Source organism: Tautonia marina (genome assembly GCF_009177065.1).
Taxonomy (GTDB): domain Bacteria; phylum Planctomycetota; class Planctomycetia; order Isosphaerales; family Isosphaeraceae; genus Tautonia; species Tautonia marina.
In genome coordinates, this window is sequence record NZ_WEZF01000009.1 from 1 (window position 1) to 19767 (window position 19767).

Here is a 19767-nt window from a genome sequence, read left to right on the forward strand (position 1 = left end):
GAGCCTGGGCGTGGACCAGGCATTGCTCGGCCAGAGAACGATTTTAGAGTGCATACGCGCCAGTCCGGCAGATCGACGGGATGACCTCTTGCGTGAGCCAACGCTTGAAGGCCTTCGCCTCGGCCTTGCGGCTGGTGAGGACCAAACTCCAGAGCCCGGCCTCGGTTACGACGAGAATTTCCTGGGGTCCGCCAAGGGTGTTCACAGTGTGAACACCCTTTTCGTCGTCGTCGAGCCGGTCGAGTGACCGTGTGACGTTAACAAGTTCAAGCACGCGACACACATCGGCCGCGACCCATCGCGGCTCGCCGTCAGGTCCGGTGACAATCCGGACCTCTCCGAACGACTCATGGGGAAAACTCTGAGGGAGCATGCAAGAATGCCCTTCCGTGACAGCGTGAGTGATCCGCCGCAAGACCGGGGGCCCGCGGTAAGACGCGCGGCTGCGGTATGGTGCCGCAGCCCTGATTGATCATCGCAGCCGGGCGGCCTTCAGGGCTTCCGTGGCGGCCTCGAACGCCTCGCGAAGCCTCAAGTCGTCGCCCGCCTCGGTGATCGCCACGCAGGCGGCGATGAGTTTCGGCAGCGCATTGATGGCGTGCGCGTCCCGCTCGGCGTCCTCATAGCAGCGGGGGACCGAGATGACGCCGTTGATCAAATACATATCCGGCTCAGTGGCGAGCGACCACTCCTCCCTGGCGATGTCCGGGAGCTCGTTATCGTCCACGACGCGCCTCCTCGGCCTGCTCGTCGCAGAAGTGGTTCGTCGCCACCCGCAGGGCCATTTCAAAGTCGACGCCTTTGGCGGTGCAATCGTGCTGCAGGTCGGCCAGCAGGTCGATGACCGGGGACTGGCGGTCGTCGCCGTCGCGGTACGGCTTCAGGGCATGTTTTGCCCGTTTGCATCGTCGTTTCTTCGCGGTGCGTTCAGCAGCCATGCGGTCCTCCGTCGTCCTGTGGTTTGTCCGTGCGGATGCTCGGGCGGACGGTGTGAGAGGAGTGGAGCCCTGTCAGGTGGTCCCAGCGACCGCCCCAGAACCGGATGAGCTGTCCGCAGTCCTCGCACTGCGCGTAGTCGCCCGGTTTCGGGTTCGACGGATCTTCCGACAGCGGCGGGTTGGCGAACTGCCCCGTCGCCTCGTCCCAGCGGCGGGCGTCCCAGCGGGCGGCCAGTTCCAAGACGTCCTCGCAGACCGATTCCAAGTCGTAGGTGATCCCCTTGATCCCGGGCGGCCCGTAGGGCCCGTAGCGGAGGATCGCCAGCGCGTCCTTCGCGATGCGGAAGGCCGACTGGAAGGTTGCGAGGGCCGAGGCATTTTGGGGCGAGAGCTGGGGTAAGGGCGGCAACGGGGGCCAGGGCTCCTGTCCCGGGGCTGGGCCCTCGTACGGCATCGGCGGCTCATGGTCCTCGGTCGGCCCCAGCCGCACGAAGATCGGGGTGTCCTCGTCCATCGGGCCTGCGATCAGGCCGGTCCGCAGGGCGTAGCCGATCGACTCGTCCGGGCTGCGCCCGGCGTTGCGCCGGGTGATCCGGTGGTCCTGGTTCTCGTCGTCGCGGTATTCGATCTTCGCGTCGTAGCCGCGGCCGTTGTAGGCGGCCGCGACGGTCAGCGTCCCGGTGATGGCCATGGGCTGTCCTCGTTGTCGGGGAGTTGGGCGGCGCCCGTCAGTCGATCCGAGCGTTCGACCACCAGCCCAGCACGTCGACCCAGCCGTAGACGAGCAGGCAGGCCACGACCAGGCTCGACAGGAGGAAGGCGGCCGTGCGCACGACCTCCTGGTGGTGCTCGACCCGGGCGACCCGTCGCGTCGCGTCCTTGATCCGGCGGTTCAGCGATTTCCGGTGTTTCATCGGTGCCTGGTCCTCGTGTTCGGGTGTCGGTTCATCCCTGCGTCGGCGGTTTGCGATTCGCGTCGTGCCGGTCACGGTACTCGTCCAGGTCGCGGATCACCTCCGCGAGGATCGCCCCGGCCAGGCTGCTCTCCCCCTCGGGCAGGAGCGTCGGCTCTCCCGGGAAGGCCTCCCGGGAGCGACGCTGGCGGCAGGCGATCTCCGCCTGGATGATCCGGTAGTCGTCCTCGTCCAACTCAAGCGTCATGATGTAGGGCATCGGTCGGGGTCTCGAAGGGGTTCGCCTTCCTGCAAATGAGCGAGGATCACCGCCGCAACGTCCTCAGGCGGCCGGTCCGCGTCGATGACGACGGGGTCGGACCACTGGTAGTTGGTGCCGGCCCCGACGGCGTTGCGGATCCAGCCCGTCGCGCCGTAGAGCGTGACGATATGCTCCAGGAACTCCTCGCCACGCCCCTCCCAGACGTCGCCGCCGAACTGTTTCCGCAGCCGGAGCGTCTTCCAGGGGGCTCGGAGCAGGAACCAGCGGACCGGCCGCAGCGGCGGCTCGGTAAGCCGGACAGTCGCGACCAGATCGTCCGGGAAGCACCTTGCGGCGGCCCCGTAGACGACGGCGCTGACCGCGTGGATCCGGTCTCAGACGAGATCGCGGCCCTGCGCGAGCCAGGGCCGGATCCTCCTCGCGTCATCGTTGCGGGCCGCGGCGGCCGCGGCGATCTGGAACGCCAGCGGGTCGGGCCCGACCCCGTCGCGCGACCGGGCGAGGCGGTCCCGGTCGTGGATCGCCCGATTGACCCGTTCCGCCCAGGCGGTGGCGCCGGTCGAGGCCGTCACGAGGTGGGGCGTCGGCCGGGTGCTTGAGGATGCCCGAGGCTTCACGTGCGGCGGTCTCAAGGGAGAAATCAGCTCCCCTGGGCTTTCGGGCACGGGCCTCACTACGCGACCCAATGGTGGAGCCCTCCTCGCCAGATTCATCGGGATCGAGGGTTTCGACTCAGCACAACTGGCTCGCAGGTATTATCGCTGGGTTCCGGCGTCGGGACGGGAGAGGGCTCCCCTCAATCCTGCAGAACTTGGTACGATCCCCGCGGCTGAGTCAACTCCCGGGGACAACCGGTCCATGCAGCCCCGCATACGTCTCGCACCCTCCGAGGAGTTCGACCAGTTGACCAGTTGAGGCGGATGTTGCCACTCCAAAGTCCCGTGACTGGCGTGTGTCGTCCGAGGTTCGCTGAGTCGTTCGATGCAAAACCGCTCCGGGGCCGACCACCAGAGAGGTCGGCCATCGGGCAGTGAATCGGGCAGTGAATGCGTCGGCACGCGAATGAAATTGGGGGATTCCAAGACCTTTCGCTGCCCGGTCTGCTGGGTGTGATCTTGACGTAATCCCTTGCTCTGGCCACCATCTGCGTCACCACTAGGCTGCCGATTCCCGGCTTTCGTAAAGCGGGGGTTAAGAGTTCGACTCTCTTCGGTGGCTCTTGTGTGGTGGTTGATGTCGACGGCACGTTGAAGAAGACTCCCTGGGGTTCTTTTAGACTTTTGCAGGCGACGATCAGAGAGAACCTCTCATTTCGGTTCTCCGCTGACCGAAGCTCCTGGAACCGCCGAGGGGTTGGTTCGCTGTCGACGGCTTACTTGCCTAGAGATCGTTGGAAAGCCTGGCGAGCCACACGGAGTACGTTGCCGCCAAGGACGTTCCGAATGGTGTCGTCGGAGTGGCCTCGCTGAACCATGCCGACCGTGAACAACGGCCAGTTGGTCCAGGAGAGACTCTCGGTGGCTTCGGGAGTGGTCACGTACGGGTCGTCGGGCCAGAGGGCTTCCCAGCGATCGCGGCGAGGACCGCGCGAGGGGACCTTGCGGTTCTCGGTCGCTGAGGCTCGTGAGGAGTAGGCGACGTCGGTGCCGATGGCCACATGGTCCGCACCAAAGCGACGTATGGCGTAATCGATGTGGTCGAGGAAGGCGTTGATGTCTCCCTTGCCTCCGAGAAATCGGGGAATGCAGCAGATTCCGACGTAGCCGCCGGTGTCGACGATTGCCCGAATGACCTGATCGGGCTTCGACCGAATGTGTCGGTGCAAGGCCTCGCATGTGGTGTGGCTCGCGACGACCGGATGATCCGAGAGCTGGGCCGCCTCCAGACTGGTTTGCCAACCGCTATGGGCCACGTCGGGGATGACCCCCAAGCGATGCATCTCCGCGACCACGGCCCTCCCGAAGTCACTCAGGCCGGCGTTGGCCGGCTCGGCGCAACCGTCGCCAATCAGGTTGCGGCGGTTGTACGTCAGATGCATCATCCGAATGCCAAGCTGAAAAAAGACGCGAACATACCGCAGTTCATCCTGGACCGAGACCCATTGCTGCGTGAGCGGAACACCGTTGCCTGTCAGGTAGAGGCAGTGCTTCCCTTGCTCCTTGGCGGCGAGGATGTCGTCGGGGGAGGCTGCGCGTCGGAGGGTTTCGGGCAGCATGTCGGTCAGGTAGGTGAAGCGCGCCAACCGCTTCATCAGACGAAGCGGATCCTGCCCTTCTTCTCCCGCGTTCTGAAAGATGCAGGTGACCCCCGAGGCCTCCCAGGCGGCTTCAAAGTCGGCCTGCTCGGCTGGGTCGATCGCCGGGCGGGTCATGCTCATGTCTTCGGTCAGGTCCTGCACCTCGATGGCAGACGCACCGGCCTCGACCGCGGCTCGGACGGCGTCGCCGTCGATCGCCGCGCGGGGAGCGAAGCCATAGGCATCGAAGACCAGCGATTCCGCGTGGAGCCGCAACCCGTGCTCCAGTTCCTTGCCGGTGGGTTTCATGAGCCCCAGGGCGACATCCCGCGCTCTGGCGATCTTCGGGTCAGGCTCCCTACGGGCAACCAGTCTGGAAGGTGCTTCGTTCTCCATTCCGGCATGGGCATGCCACGCCGTTCCTGCCATTGCCAGGGCGGCCGAGGTGCCAAGGAATCCTCGTCGGTGCATCGCAATCTCCAATGATCAGGGCTGCAGAGCAGCAGTTGAGCAATTGCTCAACCCTCTGACCTGCCCCTCATGCAGGGTGGTTGGGGTGAGACGATCCGAGGTTCCTCACGAGGAACTTCCTTGCCACGTCTTCCCCAACGCCCCAGACGATCAGCACGACTTGATGTCGCGTTCCATCGTTCCAAGGGCTTCCTCAAATTGCCTCAGTTTGCGACGCTCATCACCCCGTCGCAAGAGGCTTGATCGGAACCAGTTTGCCGCAGAGAACTTGAGCGACTCCAATCTTGCCGAGATCACGATTCCAGAAGGATCTGTTTCAGAGCCCCTTCGGCCTGCTCGCGAACTTCGGGACTCGCGTCATCGCGTAATCGTTCCAGGCTCGGAACCGCGTCTCGGGCGGCGGGACCGGCAAGGCCAAGGAATTTGGCTGCCAGGAGGCGGACGGTTTCGTTGGCATGATCCAGGAGATCAACAAGCTCGGGGATCGACCGCTCCTGCGGTCCGGTTCGCTCGAACCGGCGGAGCGATCGCTCGACCGATCGGCGATCCGCTTCCAGCGCCGCCAAGGCGATGAGGTCGGGGAGGAAGAGAGCGCCCTCGCCTCCGAGTCGCTGAATGGCTCGACGAGCCGCGTCGCGGACCTCGGGGACGTCATCGTGCAGAGTTCTCACGAGATGCGGCCGGAGCACGGTGGCGTCCAGTTCCAGGCTTCCCAGGGCCAGGGCGGCGGCCTCTCGGGTTGTGGCATCCTCGTCATCCAGAAGGGCGACAAAACGATCAAACAACGGTCGTGCCGCCGAGCCCAGTTCAGCCAGGGTGCGCGCTGCGATGACTCGAAATTTCGGGTCAGAGTCGTCGAGCATCGTGCCCAGGGCCGGCACCGCCTCGGAAGCAGCAGGGCCATGAGCGGCGATGAAGTCAGCAGCCACGATGCGAACTTCGGGATGAGGCCCCTGAAGCGCCTCGATGACCGCAGGCAAGGCAGGCCGGCCCGCAGGGCCAAGCGAACGGAGGGTTTCGATGGCCAGGTGTTGAACCTGTGGGTCGCCATCGTCAAGCATGGATGCCAGGTCGTCTGGAAGTCGATCGTCTTTTGGCGCAAGGCGATGGAGGACCGAGATCGCCTCAAGGCGGATGGCCGTCGATTCGTCCTGAAGCAACTCACGAACGATCGGAAGGGCGTCACGTCCCCTTGGGCCGAGTTCTCCGATGGCGGCGAGAAAGGCGGCACGAACCTCGGGATCGGGGTCGCCAAGGCCAGCCATCAACCTTGGCACAGCGTCAGGGGCCGGAGGACGGAGCCGTCCCAGGGCCAGGGCCGCACCGCGACGAATGCGAGGGTTTGGATGCTCGGTTCCCTCCGCAAGCTGCCCGGAAATGGAGCGGCCGATCAGGGCCAGAGCTTCGGCGATCTGATTGACCTGACTCCCCTCGCGTCCCAGGGCTTCGATCAGGGTTGGGACCGCTTCCGGCCCGAGGAGATGCAACAGGAACGCAGCATGCCAGGCGATTGCTTCGTCGGTCGCCGAGAGAAGCGAGTCCAGAACCGGAACCATCTGTCGAAGCAGCTCGGGACGCCCGGAAAGCAGATGGACCGCCGCACTCCGAACCGAATCCTGCTCGTCTCGAAGGCTGCGGTCGAGAACCTCGGCGAGGGCTTCATCCGTTGTGGAGGATCGGCCGAGAGCCTCCACGGCTGCGGCACGGACTTCGGGAGCCGCATCATCGACCCGATCGAACAGGATGTCGAGCACTCGAACATCGGAAGAAATCGCGGTCGAGTACCCGAGGGCCTCGATGGCTCGGGCGCGAACACGAGCGTCCGCATGCCCGGTGGCGGTCATCAAGGGTCCAACGGCGTCGGGACCGATGCTTCCGAGTGCAACTGAGGTCTCGTGGCCAATACGGTCGCTGGGGTCGCCGAGCAGTTCGATCAGATCGGAGACGGCGTCTGAGGCATCGGAGCCGATCCGACCGAGCGCCATCACGGCCTCAGCCCGAACGTTCTCCCTGCGATCACTCAGGGTTTCTCGGAGTCCCTCGACCGCAGGCTGACCGACACTCGCGAGGGCCAGAGCGGCCCGGAAATCCTGGTGCGTTTGCTCCATCCGGCGATCACCGAACGGGGTGCGCAGCGCATGGAGTAAGGCGGGAACGGCCGGTGCGGCGTCGGGCCCCAGGTCGGTCACGGCATCGAAGATGTGCAGCCGGACCTGACCGTCCTTCTCCTCCATCAAGACGTCGATCATGGCCGGCAACGCGGCCAAACGGGTTTCGGTGTCGGCCTCTCGGATCGCGATCGCCGAGGCGCGACGGACCTCGACATCGGGATCCTTTAGACCTGCGATCCAGGAATGAACGAAATCGGGGACCGGGTGGTCCTGGACTGAAGCCGAAGCGGCCGAGCCGCCCATCCCCAATGCGAGGACAGCGACGAGCCTCATCACGAGTCGAGCACGCACAACCGCCCTCCGACGCGACGGATTCCCGGGCGAGATGGCCTCCTCCGGCCATCCCGCAGAATCGACTGGCCGATCAGATCAAGAGTCCCGGGAGCGGCTCGGTGCTGTCACCGAACCGATCGACCGGTACACCTGCCCCCTGGAGCATCGAGAGCAGGAGGTTCGACATGGGAGTCTCCGGCCGACACTTAAGGTACTGGCCGGTGCGAAGCGCCCCTCCACCTTTGCCCAGAACGACGACGGGTAGGTTGACGTGGTCGTGCCGATCGCCGTCGCTGATCCCGCTGCCAAAGAGCACCATCGAGTTGTCGAGCAGGTTCGAACCGTCAGCCTCCTCGATGTCCATCATCTTCTCGACCATATAGGCGAGGATCGAGATGTGATAGCGGTCGATCTCGCGGAGTTTGCGGTGTTTCTCCTCATCGTTGCCGTGATGAGAGAGTTCGTGATGACCGTCGGTGAAGCCGAGCCAGGGGTAGTTCCGGTCGGTCGCCTCCTTGGTCACCATAAAGCTCGAAGCGCGGGTGCTGTCGGTCTGGAACGCCAGAACCATCAGGTCGCACATCAGGCGGAGGTGTTCGTCGAAGTCGCTCGGAATCCCCATGGGCCGCTCGAAGTCGGTTCCGGAAAGGTCGGCTGACGAAGCGTTCTGGATGCGCCGCTCGACCTCACGGACCCCAGTGAGATACTGGTCGAGTTTGAGACGATCGGCGGAGGAAACCCGGTTGCGGACCCGCCGGGCGTCGTCAAGCGCGTAATCGAGAATGCTCCGGCGATAGAAGTCGCGGTCGGCCACGGTCGAGCGGGTCAGACTCTCGCTCCCATCGGTGAACAGGCGGTCGAAGACCAGCTTCGGGTTTAGTTCGTAGGGAGCGGGCGAGGTCGGGGTGCGCCAGGAAATGTGAGTCTTGTAAGTTCCGCTGTAGCCGAAGGCGTTCCCCGATCGGGCGGCCTCGCATCCGAGTTCGAGGCTGGGAAGGCGTGTCTGGTGGCCGATGTGCTTCGCGTAAAGCTGATCGGCCGAGACATCCACGCGCACGGCGTCCTGCGATTTGTAGGCTTGGGCTCCGGTCAGAAAGCTCGCGGCCCCCTGGCCGTGACCACACCCTTCGTCGTCGCCATTGGTCAGAGCGGTATTGTGGGTCAGTCCATGAAAGCAGTTGAGATACTGCCGAGCAAACGAGAGCGGCTGAAGCGTCTCGGGAAGGTCAACCAGCATCCCAGGTCGTTCCGGAAACCAAGCCGGAAGATGCACGCCGTTGGGGACGTACCAATAGCACATCCGGATCGGGGGCCGTTCCTTGGCAACGCCCACCGAGCCAGCGATGGCAGGGAGGCTCTCCATCCAGGGCAGGGCGAGCGCCGCCCCCATCCCCCGAAGCATGGTTCGTCGGTCCATCCGAATGCCCATCTCAATTTCCCCCGAACAAGGACTTGGGTGGTCCGGCGTTAAGGATTCGAGCATCGAAACCGCCCGAAGCAATGGCAACGATCGAGCAGGGTGGTTCCATCACTCGGCAACGCCTCGGTGTTGGAAGGCCCGGCTTTCGACGATTCCGGTGATGATCGTGCGGATTCGGTAGTCGTCGGCAGCGAGTCGCTCCCGAATCGCTTCGACTTCAGGATAATCGTCAGGAATGAGACCGCGGCCGAGTCCGTAAGTCATCAGGTTTTCGACCAGGGTTCTGGCAACTTTCTTGGTCGCGGTGGAGGTCAGAACACGCTTCAATTCGCGAGCGTCTGCAAAGGCGATTCCTCCAGGAAGCTCTCCGGAAGGATCGATCACGACGTCTCCGTCCACGGTCCTCCATCGTCCGATCGCGTCATAGTTTTCCAGGGCAAAGCCCAGTGGATCCATTTGCCGATGGCAGGAGGCGCATTCCGGATTTGTCCGGTGAAGCTCCAGGCGTTCCCGGAGCGAGGCATCTTGAGCGGCTTTCGGGTCTTCGTCCAGTTCGGGAACCCCAGGAGGCGGGGTAGGGGGTGGCGTCCCAAGGATCTGTTGCAGAATCCATTGCCCCCGTTTGACGGGCGAGGTCCGGTTCGGGTTCGATGTCAGGGTCAGGACACTCGCCTGCGTCAAGAGCCCGCCGCGATTCCGGTCCGTTAGGGTGACCCGCCGGAACTCCTCGCCCGTTATCCCCTCCAGACCGTAATGCCGCGCCAGGCCTTCGTTCACATAGGTGAAGTCTGAGTCGAGCAATTCGAAAATGCTACGATTCTCTTGCAGAATCGAGGCAAAATACCGCTCCGTCTCCTCTCGCATCGCATTGCGCAAGGCGTCGTCAAACTCGGGGAAGAGGGCCTCGTCACGCGAGACTCCCTCAAGCGTCCGAAGTTGCAACCACTGGCCGACAAAGTTCGCGACGAAGGCATCCGATCGGGGGTCATCAAGCAGCCGATCAACGTGCTCGGGCAGATGCTCACGAAGTGTCCCCTGACGAGCAGCAAGGAAGAGCGCGTCGTCCGGCATGCTGCTCCAGAGAAAATAGGAAAGCCGGCTGGCCAGTTCAAAGTCATCGAGCGGCCGATCGCCAGGAGACTCATCAGGCTCGACGAGGTAGAGAAACCGGGGGGACACGAGGGCCGTTGTCATGGCAACCTGGACAGCGCGCTCCTGGCTTTCACCCCGGTGGTAGGCCAGACGGTACATCTCAAGAAGCCGTTCTTCCACGTCGGGTCGAACCGGTCGCCGGAAGGCCCGTTCGGCAAATCGGGAGATGGCTATTCGGGCGCAATCGAGCGGATCGTCATGTTCGCACCCCGAAGAACAAGGAAGAAGCCGCCGATGCGATTCGGGGAGCCCCTCGGGCTCGACCGGGAGGGGTCCACGAACGACCATCGAATCGACGTGCAAACCACGGGCATCGCCATAGCGCTGGTCTCCTCCCGCGATGGCGGTGACAATGTCAGGCCCGAGAACCGACGCCTCGGTCTGGCCTGGAGCCAGTGCGACGCGGGCCATCGAATCTCCTTCGGCAACGGTCAACCAGAGCCGGTAAATGACCGTCTCATCCTGCACCTGAACCGCCTCGACACGCCGCTCGGCCGCTCCGAGACCGATGAGAAGCTCAGGAGGAGGGACCTCGTCGGCGACCCGAACCCTCACGAGGCTGAAGTCAACCAGGTAGCGCCCCGGCTTCAGAGGATGCTCGAATTCCACCGGCTGATCCATTGGAAGCGGATAAGTGCGCAGGCCGATCAGCTCGGCGGGGGCAAATCCTTCGACATCGGGGAGAATGATGGCCTCGTCGAGGGCACGCTCGGCAGCATCCAGATACTTTTCGACATGAATCGGTGAGACGTTCAGCGCCGAGCCGACGTTGTCGAATCCGAAGCCGATCTCATCGGGCGGAAACGCATCGGAGAGGCGGAGGTTGACCCCAAGCAGGTCTCGAATCGAATTGTCGTACTCTTGTCGGTTTAATCTTCGAATCACGACCGGGGGCGGGCTTGCAATTTCAGGACGAGCAGCCAACACGTCCTGCTCGATCCAATCGACGATCGTTTCCAGTTCTTCGAGGGACGGCTGGGGCAGGTCGATCGGAGGCATGATGCGTCCCTCGATTGCATCAAGCACCCGAAGCCAGGTCTCTCCGTCTTCCACCGCCGCCGCACCATTCTCGAATCGATCGAGAACGATTCCCGCCTCTGAATAGACCTCTGCATGGCAATCGATGCAGTAAATCTCAAGGAGCGGGACGACGTGTTGACGGAATCGATCGTCCGCCATCCCATCGGGTTGAGCGAAGGATAGCTGGCACATGACCAACGTGATCGCGGCGGTTGCGGCGAACACGCATCTCCAGTCGTTCAGCATCATTCCGGGTGACTCGCAATGACGGCCGTGAGCATCTGGAATCGAGAAGATTTTTCTTTCTTGAGTTTGTCAGATTGAGGAGCACGTGTCGAGGGGCTTCGCCTGGCTGGGACGATGGACCACCTGGGAAACGTGCCGCGACAGGGTCCGGGGGTAAGAGCAAACCGAGCCCCCTCCAAAAAAGTGCGATCCCTTCAACCGGAGCAACCGATACAACCTGTGTCCAAGGCGTCAAGGTCAAGGTCAGTAGGACCATCGTCGACAGGACGTCGCCGATGACATCTTGACCCGCGTTGCTGACGTCCAGATAGGTGATCTTCACTGTTAAGGACGACGCCAATGCTCAGGAAGTGCATCGGAATCGTACTGGTTGTGGCCTTTGCACCAGGATGCGGAAGCGTCAATGTGATCAAGGACCCGGGTCCTGGGCAAGCGGGAATTAGATACTACCGACCCAAGCCTTATCTCCTTGTGACCCCGGCGGATCCAACCGGCCGGATGGTGAAAATCGAAACGAAGTACCTCCCCGACTTTTCCGAAGAGTATGCACTCCGCATTCGGGGCAATGGCGCGGCAAAGCTGAAAGACGGTTGGAATCTCGTCGAGGTCAGTGCTGGAGGAAAAAATCCGCCTCCGCCTGCCCCACCCGAACCGCCAGCAGCCCCCGAGAATGTCGCCGGTGCTGAAGTCCCCGATATGGTCGTGGCGGGGACGAACGTGCCTATCGGCTACTACGAATCCGTCTTCGGGGAGGTGGAAGGTCGGAAATTCTTGAAAGGCTGGCAATATGTCGGCTTCTCGGTGATGGGTGGTGCGTCACCTCCCGTACCCTCCATGGTCTCAGGCAATGGTGGCAACGGTCAGGGCGTCTCGTGCCCACACGGCCGGAATGGCAATATCCCCTGCCAGCCCAACGAGTACGGGGTTCCCGCCTGCATGGACAATGGCCTCGGCATGTATGAGGTTGAACCACCACTCTTCGGACTGGTCATGATCAATGGTGTCATGACGTTCCGCATGATCGACGAGATCGCCATGAATCAGGTTTGTCCGTCCTATGTGACGGTACCCAAGCCGGAACCACCAGTCTCGCAAGAGATTCCTGTTGACCGGGACTCGGATGTCCGAACCGATTCCGAACCCACGGACCCGGCCACCGATGTCCGCGTCAGCCCCGAGGTTCCAGAGCCCAGCATCCCCAACACACCCCAATCCAGCTATGAGGTTCCCCGGAGCGACATCCCGCCTCCGGTCATCCCGACCTACTTTCCCCAATGATCCCACCCAACGCCCCTCGTCAAGAGTGTTGCTCAAACCAGAAATTTGTAGCAACTCGAAACGCTTGGACCAGGCACCTTGTCACTGGGACGTGATCTGACTCGGGTACTTATCATGCAGGGTCGGGCATTGTGCCCGGCCCTCCTATCGTCCGTGGATCAACGAAGGAATCAGTGTTGGCATCCGAGTTAATGCGTCTCTCCGAGTTGAACAGCCAGGCTAATATCAAACTGACAAAGCCGACGATAGACTTCCCTGGCTCGATCCGGATCATCGTCTCGAACGCATCGATAGAGTCCGGCGAAGACCCGAGCGCAAAGCTCAGCCTCCTCCCAGTGCTCGAGTCGGAATTCGTCGATCTGTCGAGCGAGATCGTCCAGCAGTGAGCGAGAGATCGCCGGACGGTTCATCGCCAAGCACAGTTCAGCCTGTTGGAGTGTCCGGAGAAATCGTTCCCGGCCCGTGCGGGCCTCCCGGACCGCCCTGGCCATCATGGCGAGGGCCTCGCCACTGTTACCCGATCCGAGTAACTCCCGAGCACGATCCCAGGGGTCCGGCTCGTGCGGTGCCGGCTCGGGATTTTGGGAATCAGGCTCGACCGAAAGCCATTGTGGAGACTGAGGTTCGGGCTCAGGCGCCGGCTCGGGCTCGGGTTCCTGAATGGGTTGAAGTTCTGAGAGCCAGGCCCGGGTTTCCCGACTCGCGCAGGGCGTTTCGTCGTCCATCTCGCACTCGGGCCAATCCGGGTAATCGGACAGCCAGGCGAGCAGCACAGCACGAACAGCGCGCCGGGCATCGTCGTGGCCAAGTTGATCGAGCGCAATCAAGGAATAACGATGATTGTCGAGCCAGCCAAGTCCTGCGGATTCAGCCATCGCCCGTTCGCAAACCTGGAGGAGCCCCTCCCAGTCCTGGTCATCGGCGAGCCTGCGGGCTTCTCGGCGGATCTCGGTTGGTATTGCGGGGAGTTCCGACGGACTGGGACGACCCGAAATCCGATAAAAGCTCCCCATGGACAAGGCCCGGACCACCAGATAGGGAACTGGATCAGAGGGGTCGGCTGCTTGAAGAAACCTAGCCGCCTCGGCGATGCGTTGTCGCGCATCGGACGGGTCGTGAATGGGACCCGAGCTTGACCGGGGTCGAGGAGAACGAGCAGGAGGTTCTGGCTCATCGGCCGAAATCGTCTCGCTCGGTTCGACGTCTTCGGGGATCGCTTCAGTCTCGACGTCGTCTTCCTCGCTGACAGGAAGCTCAGGTGGTTCCTCGGTAATCCCTCGGGATTTCACCAGTTTCTCAACAAGTTTGCTGACGTCTTCGATCGCCGAGATGCAGGCAGAGAGCCTGGGGCCTTTCCTCCCGAAGTGTTTCTCGGCCGAGAGACTTTCGTTGAGTTGGTCGATCGCGGCCCGACAATCCCGAACCTGAACGAGAAGGTTTCGATAGAACGACTCGTCGGTTGCCTTGACAGCGTTGTCAAAGTCCTCGGAACGGATCTTCCCCTCGGCGATCAATTCGTCGGCTCGCTCCGGATTCTTGGCGATGGCCTGCTCGACATCCCGAGATTCCTTGTACCGAAAGTACGAATAGCAGAGATCACCAAACGCATGCGTCAACGGCACCGATCGAATAATCAACGGCAGCGAGCGATCGCCGTCGAGCCATTCAATCACCCCCTCTCGGAGTTCCAGATCGCCATCCTCGGGTTCGGGATGCATTGTCTCCCAGAACTGCTCTTGCAACTGCTGAATCAGAAGCAGTCCATCTCGCATCCCTGGTAAACCATGCCGACGAGCGAGTGCATCGACGATGAAGGCGGCGATGCGAAGATCCTTCGTTCGTTCCCGGAGCAGTTCGGTCCCCATTGCAATCACGGCGTCGAAGTCGGCCAACTTTCGTTCGCGCTCATAGATGTCTCGACTTGCCGCATCTTCGTCGCTCTCCCGAGCAGACTCGAGCCGAGCAAACTCGTCTTCCCAACGCAGATCGTCTCCTGCAGGTCGGTCGTCGGAAATGGGGTTCAGCAGGGAGTCGATATCCAAGACGTGTGCCGCTGCCATGAGTAATCCTGACCAGAACGGTTCACTTCGAGAGATCGGTGAGCCGATCGGGGCCCCTGGCCCCGATCGGGGAATTCTCCTACGTGTCGGGCAACGATCAACCATCAGGTCAACAGTCACTCAATCTCATAAGTGAACGCGCCGGAGTCGTCCACGCTGACGCGAGCTTCTCGGATAACGTCGCCATCGACCATGCGAGCCAGTAACGCCCGAGAAAGTTCGGGGAGCAAGCTACGCGTCAGGATGTGATCGACATTCCGAGCACCACTCTCGACCTCGGTGCATCGAGCGACGATTGTTTCAACCAGCGCATCGTCATAATTCAGAATTGCTCCGTGGTTCTCAGTCATTCGCCGCGCGACTCGATCGAGTTGCATGCGGGTGATCTGGCGAAGGACATCATCGCGAACCGGATAGTACGGGACGACGATCAGCCGACCAAGGAATGCCGCTGGAAAGGCCCTGAGAAGGTCGGGGCGAAGCGATTCGTTCAAGACTTCGGGGCTGGGATTGGCATGGCCGGCTGGGGCAATCTGCATGATGGTGTCGGTGCCAACGTTCGAAGTCAGCAGGATGACCGTGTTCTTAAAGTCGATTTCGCGGCCTTCCGCGTCTTCGAGCACTCCCTTGTCAAAAACCTGGAAAAACAGTTCCATGACATCCGGGTGTGCTTTTTCCACCTCGTCGAGCAGGAGGACACTGTAAGGCCGTCGTCGCACCGCCTCGGTCAACACCCCCCCCTCTCCGTAGCCGACGTATCCGGGCGGTGATCCCTTTAGCCCTGAAACGGTGTGGGCTTCCTGATACTCTGACATGTTAATCGAAATCAGGTTGCGCTCCCCTCCATAGAGCGCCTCGGCAAGGGCAAGGGCCGTCTCCGTCTTGCCAACCCCGCTGGGACCAACCAGAAGAAAAACGCCGATCGGTCGGCGAGGATCGGTTAGATTGGCGCGGGCCGTTCGAATCCGCTGGCTGATTGCCTCAAGGGCATGGGCCTGACCGACCACGCGGCGGCCAAGCATTTCGTGAAGGTCGAGGACCGTTTGGATCTCATCGGCCATCATCCGGCCGGCCGGAATTCCAGTCCAGCCGGCAATCACCTGAGCGATTGTCTCAGAGTCGACGCAAACCTGCATCAACGGAGACTCACCCTGCAGTGTCCGGAGATCAGAGGTCTTGGCACTGAGTTCCGCTCTCAGTACGTCGAAATCATGTTGAGGGTGCCCAGGATCGGGCCGAGGTTCCCCATTCTGCTGAGCTTCGGCAGCGAGCCTGGAGTGTTCGATCGACTCAAGCAATTCCCGGATTTCGGCGACTCGCTCTCGTTCAACGGCCCAACGGGCTTCAAGTTCAGCCAGGCGAGACTCGGCCTCAACCCGTTCTGCCAATCGAGCCGCGATGGCCTCGGCATGTGGAGAACCAGCCGCTTCGTCTCGACGGAGGATGCCAAGTTCGATGTTGAGCGCTTCAATCCGACGGCGGGCATCCTCGACCGCAGCCGGAGTCGACGCCTGGCCAATGGCCACCCGAGCACACGCCGTATCGAGCAGGCTCACCGATTTGTCCGGGAGCTGTCGACCACTGAGATATCTCGCCGACAAGGTCACCGACGCATGGATCGCCTCATCGAGTATCCGGACCCGATGGTGCCGCTCCAGCATTTCACTGATGCCTCGCATCATCGTGACGGCTCGGGGTTCGTCAGGTTCCTCAACCTTGACCACCTGGAACCGCCGAGCGAGTGCCGCATCCTTCTCAAAATATTTTTTGTACTCGGCCCAGGTCGTTGCGGCGATTGTTCGTAGCTCTCCCCGTGCCAGGGCCGGCTTGAGGAGGTTCGCGGCATCTCCTTGCCCGGCCTGTCCTCCCGCACCAATGATCGTATGTGCTTCATCAATGAACAGGACAATCGGGACCGGTGACCCTTTGACCTCGGAAATCACCTGTTTCAGTCGGTTTTCGAACTCGCCTCGAACACCCGCTCCTGCCTGAAGTAAGCCCAGATCAAGGACGTGAATCCGAATGTTCCGAAGGACCTCCGGAACATCACCCGCCACGACCCGCTGTGCGAAACCCTCTACCACAGCGGTTTTTCCGACTCCGGCCTCGCCGGTAAGTATCGGGTTGTTTTGCCGGCGACGAATCAAAATATCCACCATCTGGCGGATTTCTTCGTCCCGACCGATAACCGGATCGATCTCACCCGCTTCAACGCGGCCAGTCAGGTCAATGGTGTACTGATCGAGCGCGCGTCCAGCCCCTCCGCCCGCCGGCATCCCCGTCTCACCACGAGCCCCAGGCGACGAGGCCGACGACGCGGCGGCCGGTCCTACGTCCTCGACCGATCCAGCTGCGGCGTCGAGCAATTCGGACTCAAGTCGCTCGGTCGAAAGTTCGGTCAGGGTCGACGACATCTCTCGCGCGAGCCGTCGTAACGAATCGTTGCTGAGCAAGGCCAGCAAGACGACACCCGATCGAATCTGACCCAGGCCATACTGAACAGACGCAAGCAACCACGCTTCTTTGAGAACATCTTCAATCTGCGGAGCGAGTGTCGGAGTTCTCGAATTTCCGGTCTTGAAGCGGTCGATCGCGGTCACCAGGTCGCCTTGAAGCTGGGTTACATCAAGGTCAAAGTTTCGAAAGATTCGTTGAAGATCCGAATCGACCGACTCGGAAAGTTTGAGTAACCAGTGCTCGATTTCAACACTATAGTTCGTGCGAGACAGGCAGAGCCCCGCGGCGGCCTGAAGCGCGTCCAGGCATGTTGGATTGAGTTTTTTCACCAAGGTCCCGGCCTGAATCGCCATCGTCCCCTCTCCCTCGTCAATTGAGTGACAGCTCGGTGACATCAGACACCATCAAGACCGTCGACTGCTTGGAACCGCAAGTAGTTCGCCTGATCTTCATCAACAATCCCTGAATACTTTGTCGCTCTGACGAAAAAAATTCGAGTAAATAGTTTGGAATGATCGTCGAAGATCTCCGACATGACACGGAGAAAATCTCTGGAGACATGTTGCAAGACGCTCGGACAGAGGATTAGATTCAAGCTGCATGTCCTGCGAGGCCTGAAAAGGTCATTTTGACATGTCGGCTGGCTGGCCTTTTCCAGGGGACATCACCCCCATCTTGCCAACCTCGATACAGAGGAACACGTTCATGCCTGGCGATGAGAGCCTCCAGCACAAGCTCGACCGCGTTCGTCCCCCTCGCGTTCAGATTACGTACGACGTCCAGGTCGGCGATGCGCAGAAAAAGGTTGAACTGCCTTTTTTGCTCGGCGTGCTTGCAGACCTGTCGGGCCATCCGGAAGAACCGCTTCCTTCGATGAAGGAACGCAAGTTTGTCGAAATTAATCGCGACAATTTCAATCGCATCATGGCGGGAATGAAGCCGCGACTGGCGATGAAGGTGGACAACCAGTTGCAGAAGGATGGCTCCCGCCTCGGGGTGGAGTTGAAATTCAGGTCGATTGATGACTTTGAGCCGGAGCAAGTGGTACGTCAAGTTGAGCCGTTACGCAAACTGCTCGAAGCTCGCCAGCGGTTGGCGGATCTGAAAACGAAGATCACATCGAACGATCGGCTGGACAGCCTGCTTCAAGATATCATCAAGGATACCGATCGCCTGAAACGGCTCGGAGAAGAAACGGGGCAACACGATCAGGACGACCCCGGATCGTCGGACACGAGCGAATAATTTGGGAGGCCCCATCGTGAGTACTGATGCCAACGACACCCAGGGCCAACCCGTCGCCGAACCCGAGACGACGACCCAGTCCTCGGCCGAACCGAGCCTTCTTGACCAGATCCTCCAGGTCAGCCGGGCCAAGAGCGACGAGGACCGTACCTATCAGAGCGATCTGATTGGCCAGTTCGTCGAAGACATCGTGAGTGGCCAGATGAAAGTCTCGGCCAACACAGAGGCGATGATCAATGCCCGCATCGCCGAACTCGACGAACTATTAAGCGATCAGCTCAACGCCATCATGCATCATGAAGACTTCCAGAAGCTGGAGGCTTCGTGGCGCGGACTGAACTATCTGGTTCAGGAATCCGAAACCGGAACAATGCTTCAGATCCGGGTGCTCAACGCGAGCAAAAAGGATCTGTTGCGCGACATGGAACGCGCCAGTGAGTTTGATCAAAGCGCGTTGTTCAAGGCAGTCTACACCGCCGAATACGATCAATTCGGCGGTACCCCGTACGGAGCCTTGATCGGCGACTATCAGTTTGGGAAGCATCCTCAGGATCTGGCGTTACTGAAACGCATCTCGAACATCGCGGCCTCGGCCCATGCTCCGTTTATTGCGGCGGCAGGTCCCGACATGTTCGGTCTCGAATCGTTTACCGAACTTCCCGAATTTCGAGATCTTTCCGAGATTTTTCGAACAAGGGATTACGACAAGTGGAACGCCTTCCGCCAGTCGGAAGATGCTCGCTATGTCGGTCTCTGCCTTCCTCACATCCTCCTCCGGCTTCCTTACGGCCCCGAAACGAAGCCGGTCGATGCCTTCCAGTTCCGAGAGGATGTCGATGGGAAAGAACACGACAAGTACCTTTGGGGTAACGCCGCGTACGCCATGGGAGCCCGATTGACCGATGCCTTCGCACGGTACGGTTGGTGTGCCTCCATTCGAGGCGTTGAGAACGGTGGACTCGTTCGGGACCTCCCGGTGCATACGTTCCTGACGGACGACGGCGAAATCGCCGCCAAATGTCCGGCCGAGGTGCTCATCTCCGAACGCCGTGAGAAGGAACTGGCCGACCTCGGGTTCATTGCGTTGACCCACTGTAAGAACACCGATTTCGCTGCTTTCTTCTCAGCCCAATCCTGTCAGAAGGCGACCGAGTACCAGGGGACCGACGGTGACACGGCAACAGCCAATGCGAGACTCTCAACCCAGTTGCCGTACATCTTGATGACGAGCCGGTTCGCTCATTACCTCAAGTCGATTGCAAGAGACAAGATCGGCTCGTACATGGAACGGGCCGGATGCGAGCGCTGGCTCAACGATTGGATTATGAATTATGTGACCGAGGACGATTTTGCCTCGGACGACACAAAGCGACTCTACCCGCTTCGCTCGGCCCGCATCGATGTTGAGGACGACCCTCGCCGTCCCGGCTGCTATCGGGCCATTGCCTACATGAGGCCACACTATCAACTCGACGAACTGACTGCCTCGTTGCGGCTCGTTTCCGAGCTGCCCGCGCGAGCGAAGTCCTGATTGTCCGGTGGTTTCACACCGACTGCATCAAGACGGAATCGATCCCTCGTCTGTGTCTGATCGATCCGACTTCTTGGGTCGCGACTTGAAGAT

General features: G+C 61.2%; 16 protein-coding genes. 4 read left to right on the top strand and 12 right to left on the bottom strand.

The window, feature by feature from the left end; genetic code table 11:
• Positions 1–43: 43 nt before the first annotated feature.
• The 6 genes from GA615_RS12185 to GA615_RS12210 all read right to left on the bottom strand — a co-directional run bounded on the left by GA615_RS12185 (position 44) and on the right by GA615_RS12210 (position 2111).
• Entirely contained in the window at positions 44–373 is a 330-nt protein-coding gene (locus tag GA615_RS12185) for a BRO-N domain-containing protein (RefSeq protein WP_152051583.1), read from the bottom strand.
• Between the two features lie 99 nt (positions 374–472).
• Entirely contained in the window at positions 473–727 is a 255-nt protein-coding gene (locus GA615_RS12190; RefSeq protein ID WP_152051584.1) for a hypothetical protein, read from the bottom strand.
• On the bottom strand, positions 717–938 hold the full coding sequence (locus GA615_RS12195; protein WP_152051585.1) for a hypothetical protein: 222 nt from the start codon (positions 936–938) through the stop codon (positions 717–719). Before GA615_RS12195 ends, GA615_RS12190 begins: the two co-directional genes overlap by 11 nt.
• Positions 928–1629: a hypothetical protein gene (locus GA615_RS12200; RefSeq protein ID WP_152051586.1), complete on the bottom strand. Its 702-nt coding sequence runs from the start codon at positions 1627–1629 to the stop codon at positions 928–930. Before GA615_RS12200 ends, GA615_RS12195 begins: the two co-directional genes overlap by 11 nt.
• Before the next feature lie 37 nt (positions 1630–1666).
• On the bottom strand, positions 1667–1852 hold the full coding sequence (locus tag GA615_RS12205) for a hypothetical protein (protein WP_152051587.1): 186 nt from the start codon (positions 1850–1852) through the stop codon (positions 1667–1669).
• A gap of 31 nt (positions 1853–1883) precedes the next feature.
• Positions 1884–2111 (bottom strand): hypothetical protein, encoded by a 228-nt coding sequence (locus GA615_RS12210; protein WP_152051588.1) that lies wholly within the window; start codon positions 2109–2111, stop codon positions 1884–1886.
• A gap of 35 nt (positions 2112–2146) precedes the next feature.
• Between GA615_RS12210 and GA615_RS12215 the strand changes: the two genes are divergently transcribed.
• Positions 2147–2713, top strand: a complete 567-nt coding sequence (locus tag GA615_RS12215) for a hypothetical protein (RefSeq protein ID WP_152051589.1) — start codon at positions 2147–2149, stop codon at positions 2711–2713.
• Positions 2714–3486: 773 nt separating this feature from the next.
• On the opposite strand, the gene GA615_RS12220 is transcribed toward GA615_RS12215, so the two are convergent.
• The 4 genes from GA615_RS12220 to GA615_RS12235 all read right to left on the bottom strand — a co-directional run bounded on the left by GA615_RS12220 (position 3487) and on the right by GA615_RS12235 (position 11106).
• Positions 3487–4821 carry a dipeptidase gene (locus tag GA615_RS12220; protein WP_152051590.1) on the bottom strand — a complete coding sequence of 445 codons (1335 nt, stop codon included), beginning with the start codon at positions 4819–4821 and terminating at the stop codon, positions 3487–3489.
• Positions 4822–5114: 293 nt separating this feature from the next.
• Positions 5115–7283, bottom strand: a complete 2169-nt coding sequence (locus tag GA615_RS12225; RefSeq protein ID WP_152051591.1) for a HEAT repeat domain-containing protein — start codon at positions 7281–7283, stop codon at positions 5115–5117.
• A gap of 73 nt (positions 7284–7356) precedes the next feature.
• Positions 7357–8682, bottom strand: a complete 1326-nt coding sequence (locus GA615_RS12230; RefSeq protein ID WP_235905372.1) for a DUF1552 domain-containing protein — start codon at positions 8680–8682, stop codon at positions 7357–7359.
• 111 nt (positions 8683–8793) lie between these two features.
• Positions 8794–11106 carry a DUF1592 domain-containing protein gene (locus tag GA615_RS12235; protein WP_152051593.1) on the bottom strand — a complete coding sequence of 771 codons (2313 nt, stop codon included), beginning with the start codon at positions 11104–11106 and terminating at the stop codon, positions 8794–8796.
• A gap of 495 nt (positions 11107–11601) precedes the next feature.
• Here GA615_RS12235 and GA615_RS12240 point away from each other — a divergent pair, with 495 nt between their 5' ends.
• Positions 11602–12381, top strand: coding sequence for a hypothetical protein (locus GA615_RS12240; protein ID WP_152051594.1), 780 nt, complete (start codon positions 11602–11604; stop codon positions 12379–12381).
• A gap of 188 nt (positions 12382–12569) precedes the next feature.
• Here GA615_RS12240 and tssA read toward each other — a convergent pair whose 3' ends face one another.
• Positions 12570–14441, bottom strand: coding sequence for a type VI secretion system protein TssA (tssA, locus tag GA615_RS12245; RefSeq protein WP_161602302.1), 1872 nt, complete (start codon positions 14439–14441; stop codon positions 12570–12572).
• 116 nt (positions 14442–14557) lie between these two features.
• The gene (gene tssH / locus GA615_RS12250) at positions 14558–17251 is read right to left on the bottom strand and encodes a type VI secretion system ATPase TssH (RefSeq protein WP_152051596.1); all 2694 of its coding nucleotides are present in this window, start codon (positions 17249–17251) and stop codon (positions 14558–14560) included.
• Between the two features lie 352 nt (positions 17252–17603).
• Here tssH and tssB point away from each other — a divergent pair, with 352 nt between their 5' ends.
• Positions 17604–18143 carry a type VI secretion system contractile sheath small subunit gene (gene tssB, locus GA615_RS12255; protein WP_152051597.1) on the top strand — a complete coding sequence of 180 codons (540 nt, stop codon included), beginning with the start codon at positions 17604–17606 and terminating at the stop codon, positions 18141–18143.
• A gap of 16 nt (positions 18144–18159) precedes the next feature.
• Entirely contained in the window at positions 18160–19674 is a 1515-nt protein-coding gene (gene tssC / locus GA615_RS12260; RefSeq protein WP_152051598.1) for a type VI secretion system contractile sheath large subunit, read from the top strand.
• The last annotated feature ends 93 nt before the right edge of the window (positions 19675–19767 follow it).

Bases quoted from the DNA above. Each gene is read 5' to 3' on its own strand.
- tssH (WP_152051596.1), bottom strand. From the start codon at position 17,251: ATGGCGATTCAGGCCGGGACCTTGGTGAAAAAACTCAATCCAACATGC.
- GA615_RS12215 (WP_152051589.1), top strand. From the start codon at position 2,147: ATGAGCGAGGATCACCGCCGCAACGTCCTCAGGCGGCCGGTCCGCGTC.
- GA615_RS12205 (WP_152051587.1), bottom strand. From the start codon at position 1,852: ATGAAACACCGGAAATCGCTGAACCGCCGGATCAAGGACGCGACGCGA.
- tssB (WP_152051597.1), top strand. From the start codon at position 17,604: ATGCCTGGCGATGAGAGCCTCCAGCACAAGCTCGACCGCGTTCGTCCC.
- GA615_RS12230 (WP_235905372.1), bottom strand. From the start codon at position 8,682: ATGGACCGACGAACCATGCTTCGGGGGATGGGGGCGGCGCTCGCCCTG.
- GA615_RS12195 (WP_152051585.1), bottom strand. From the start codon at position 938: ATGGCTGCTGAACGCACCGCGAAGAAACGACGATGCAAACGGGCAAAA.
- GA615_RS12200 (WP_152051586.1), bottom strand. From the start codon at position 1,629: ATGGCCATCACCGGGACGCTGACCGTCGCGGCCGCCTACAACGGCCGC.
- GA615_RS12220 (WP_152051590.1), bottom strand. From the start codon at position 4,821: ATGCACCGACGAGGATTCCTTGGCACCTCGGCCGCCCTGGCAATGGCA.
- GA615_RS12210 (WP_152051588.1), bottom strand. From the start codon at position 2,111: ATGCCCTACATCATGACGCTTGAGTTGGACGAGGACGACTACCGGATC.
- GA615_RS12240 (WP_152051594.1), top strand. From the start codon at position 11,602: ATGGTGAAAATCGAAACGAAGTACCTCCCCGACTTTTCCGAAGAGTAT.
- GA615_RS12235 (WP_152051593.1), bottom strand. From the start codon at position 11,106: ATGATGCTGAACGACTGGAGATGCGTGTTCGCCGCAACCGCCGCGATC.
- tssA (WP_161602302.1), bottom strand. From the start codon at position 14,441: ATGGCAGCGGCACACGTCTTGGATATCGACTCCCTGCTGAACCCCATT.
- GA615_RS12185 (WP_152051583.1), bottom strand. From the start codon at position 373: ATGCTCCCTCAGAGTTTTCCCCATGAGTCGTTCGGAGAGGTCCGGATT.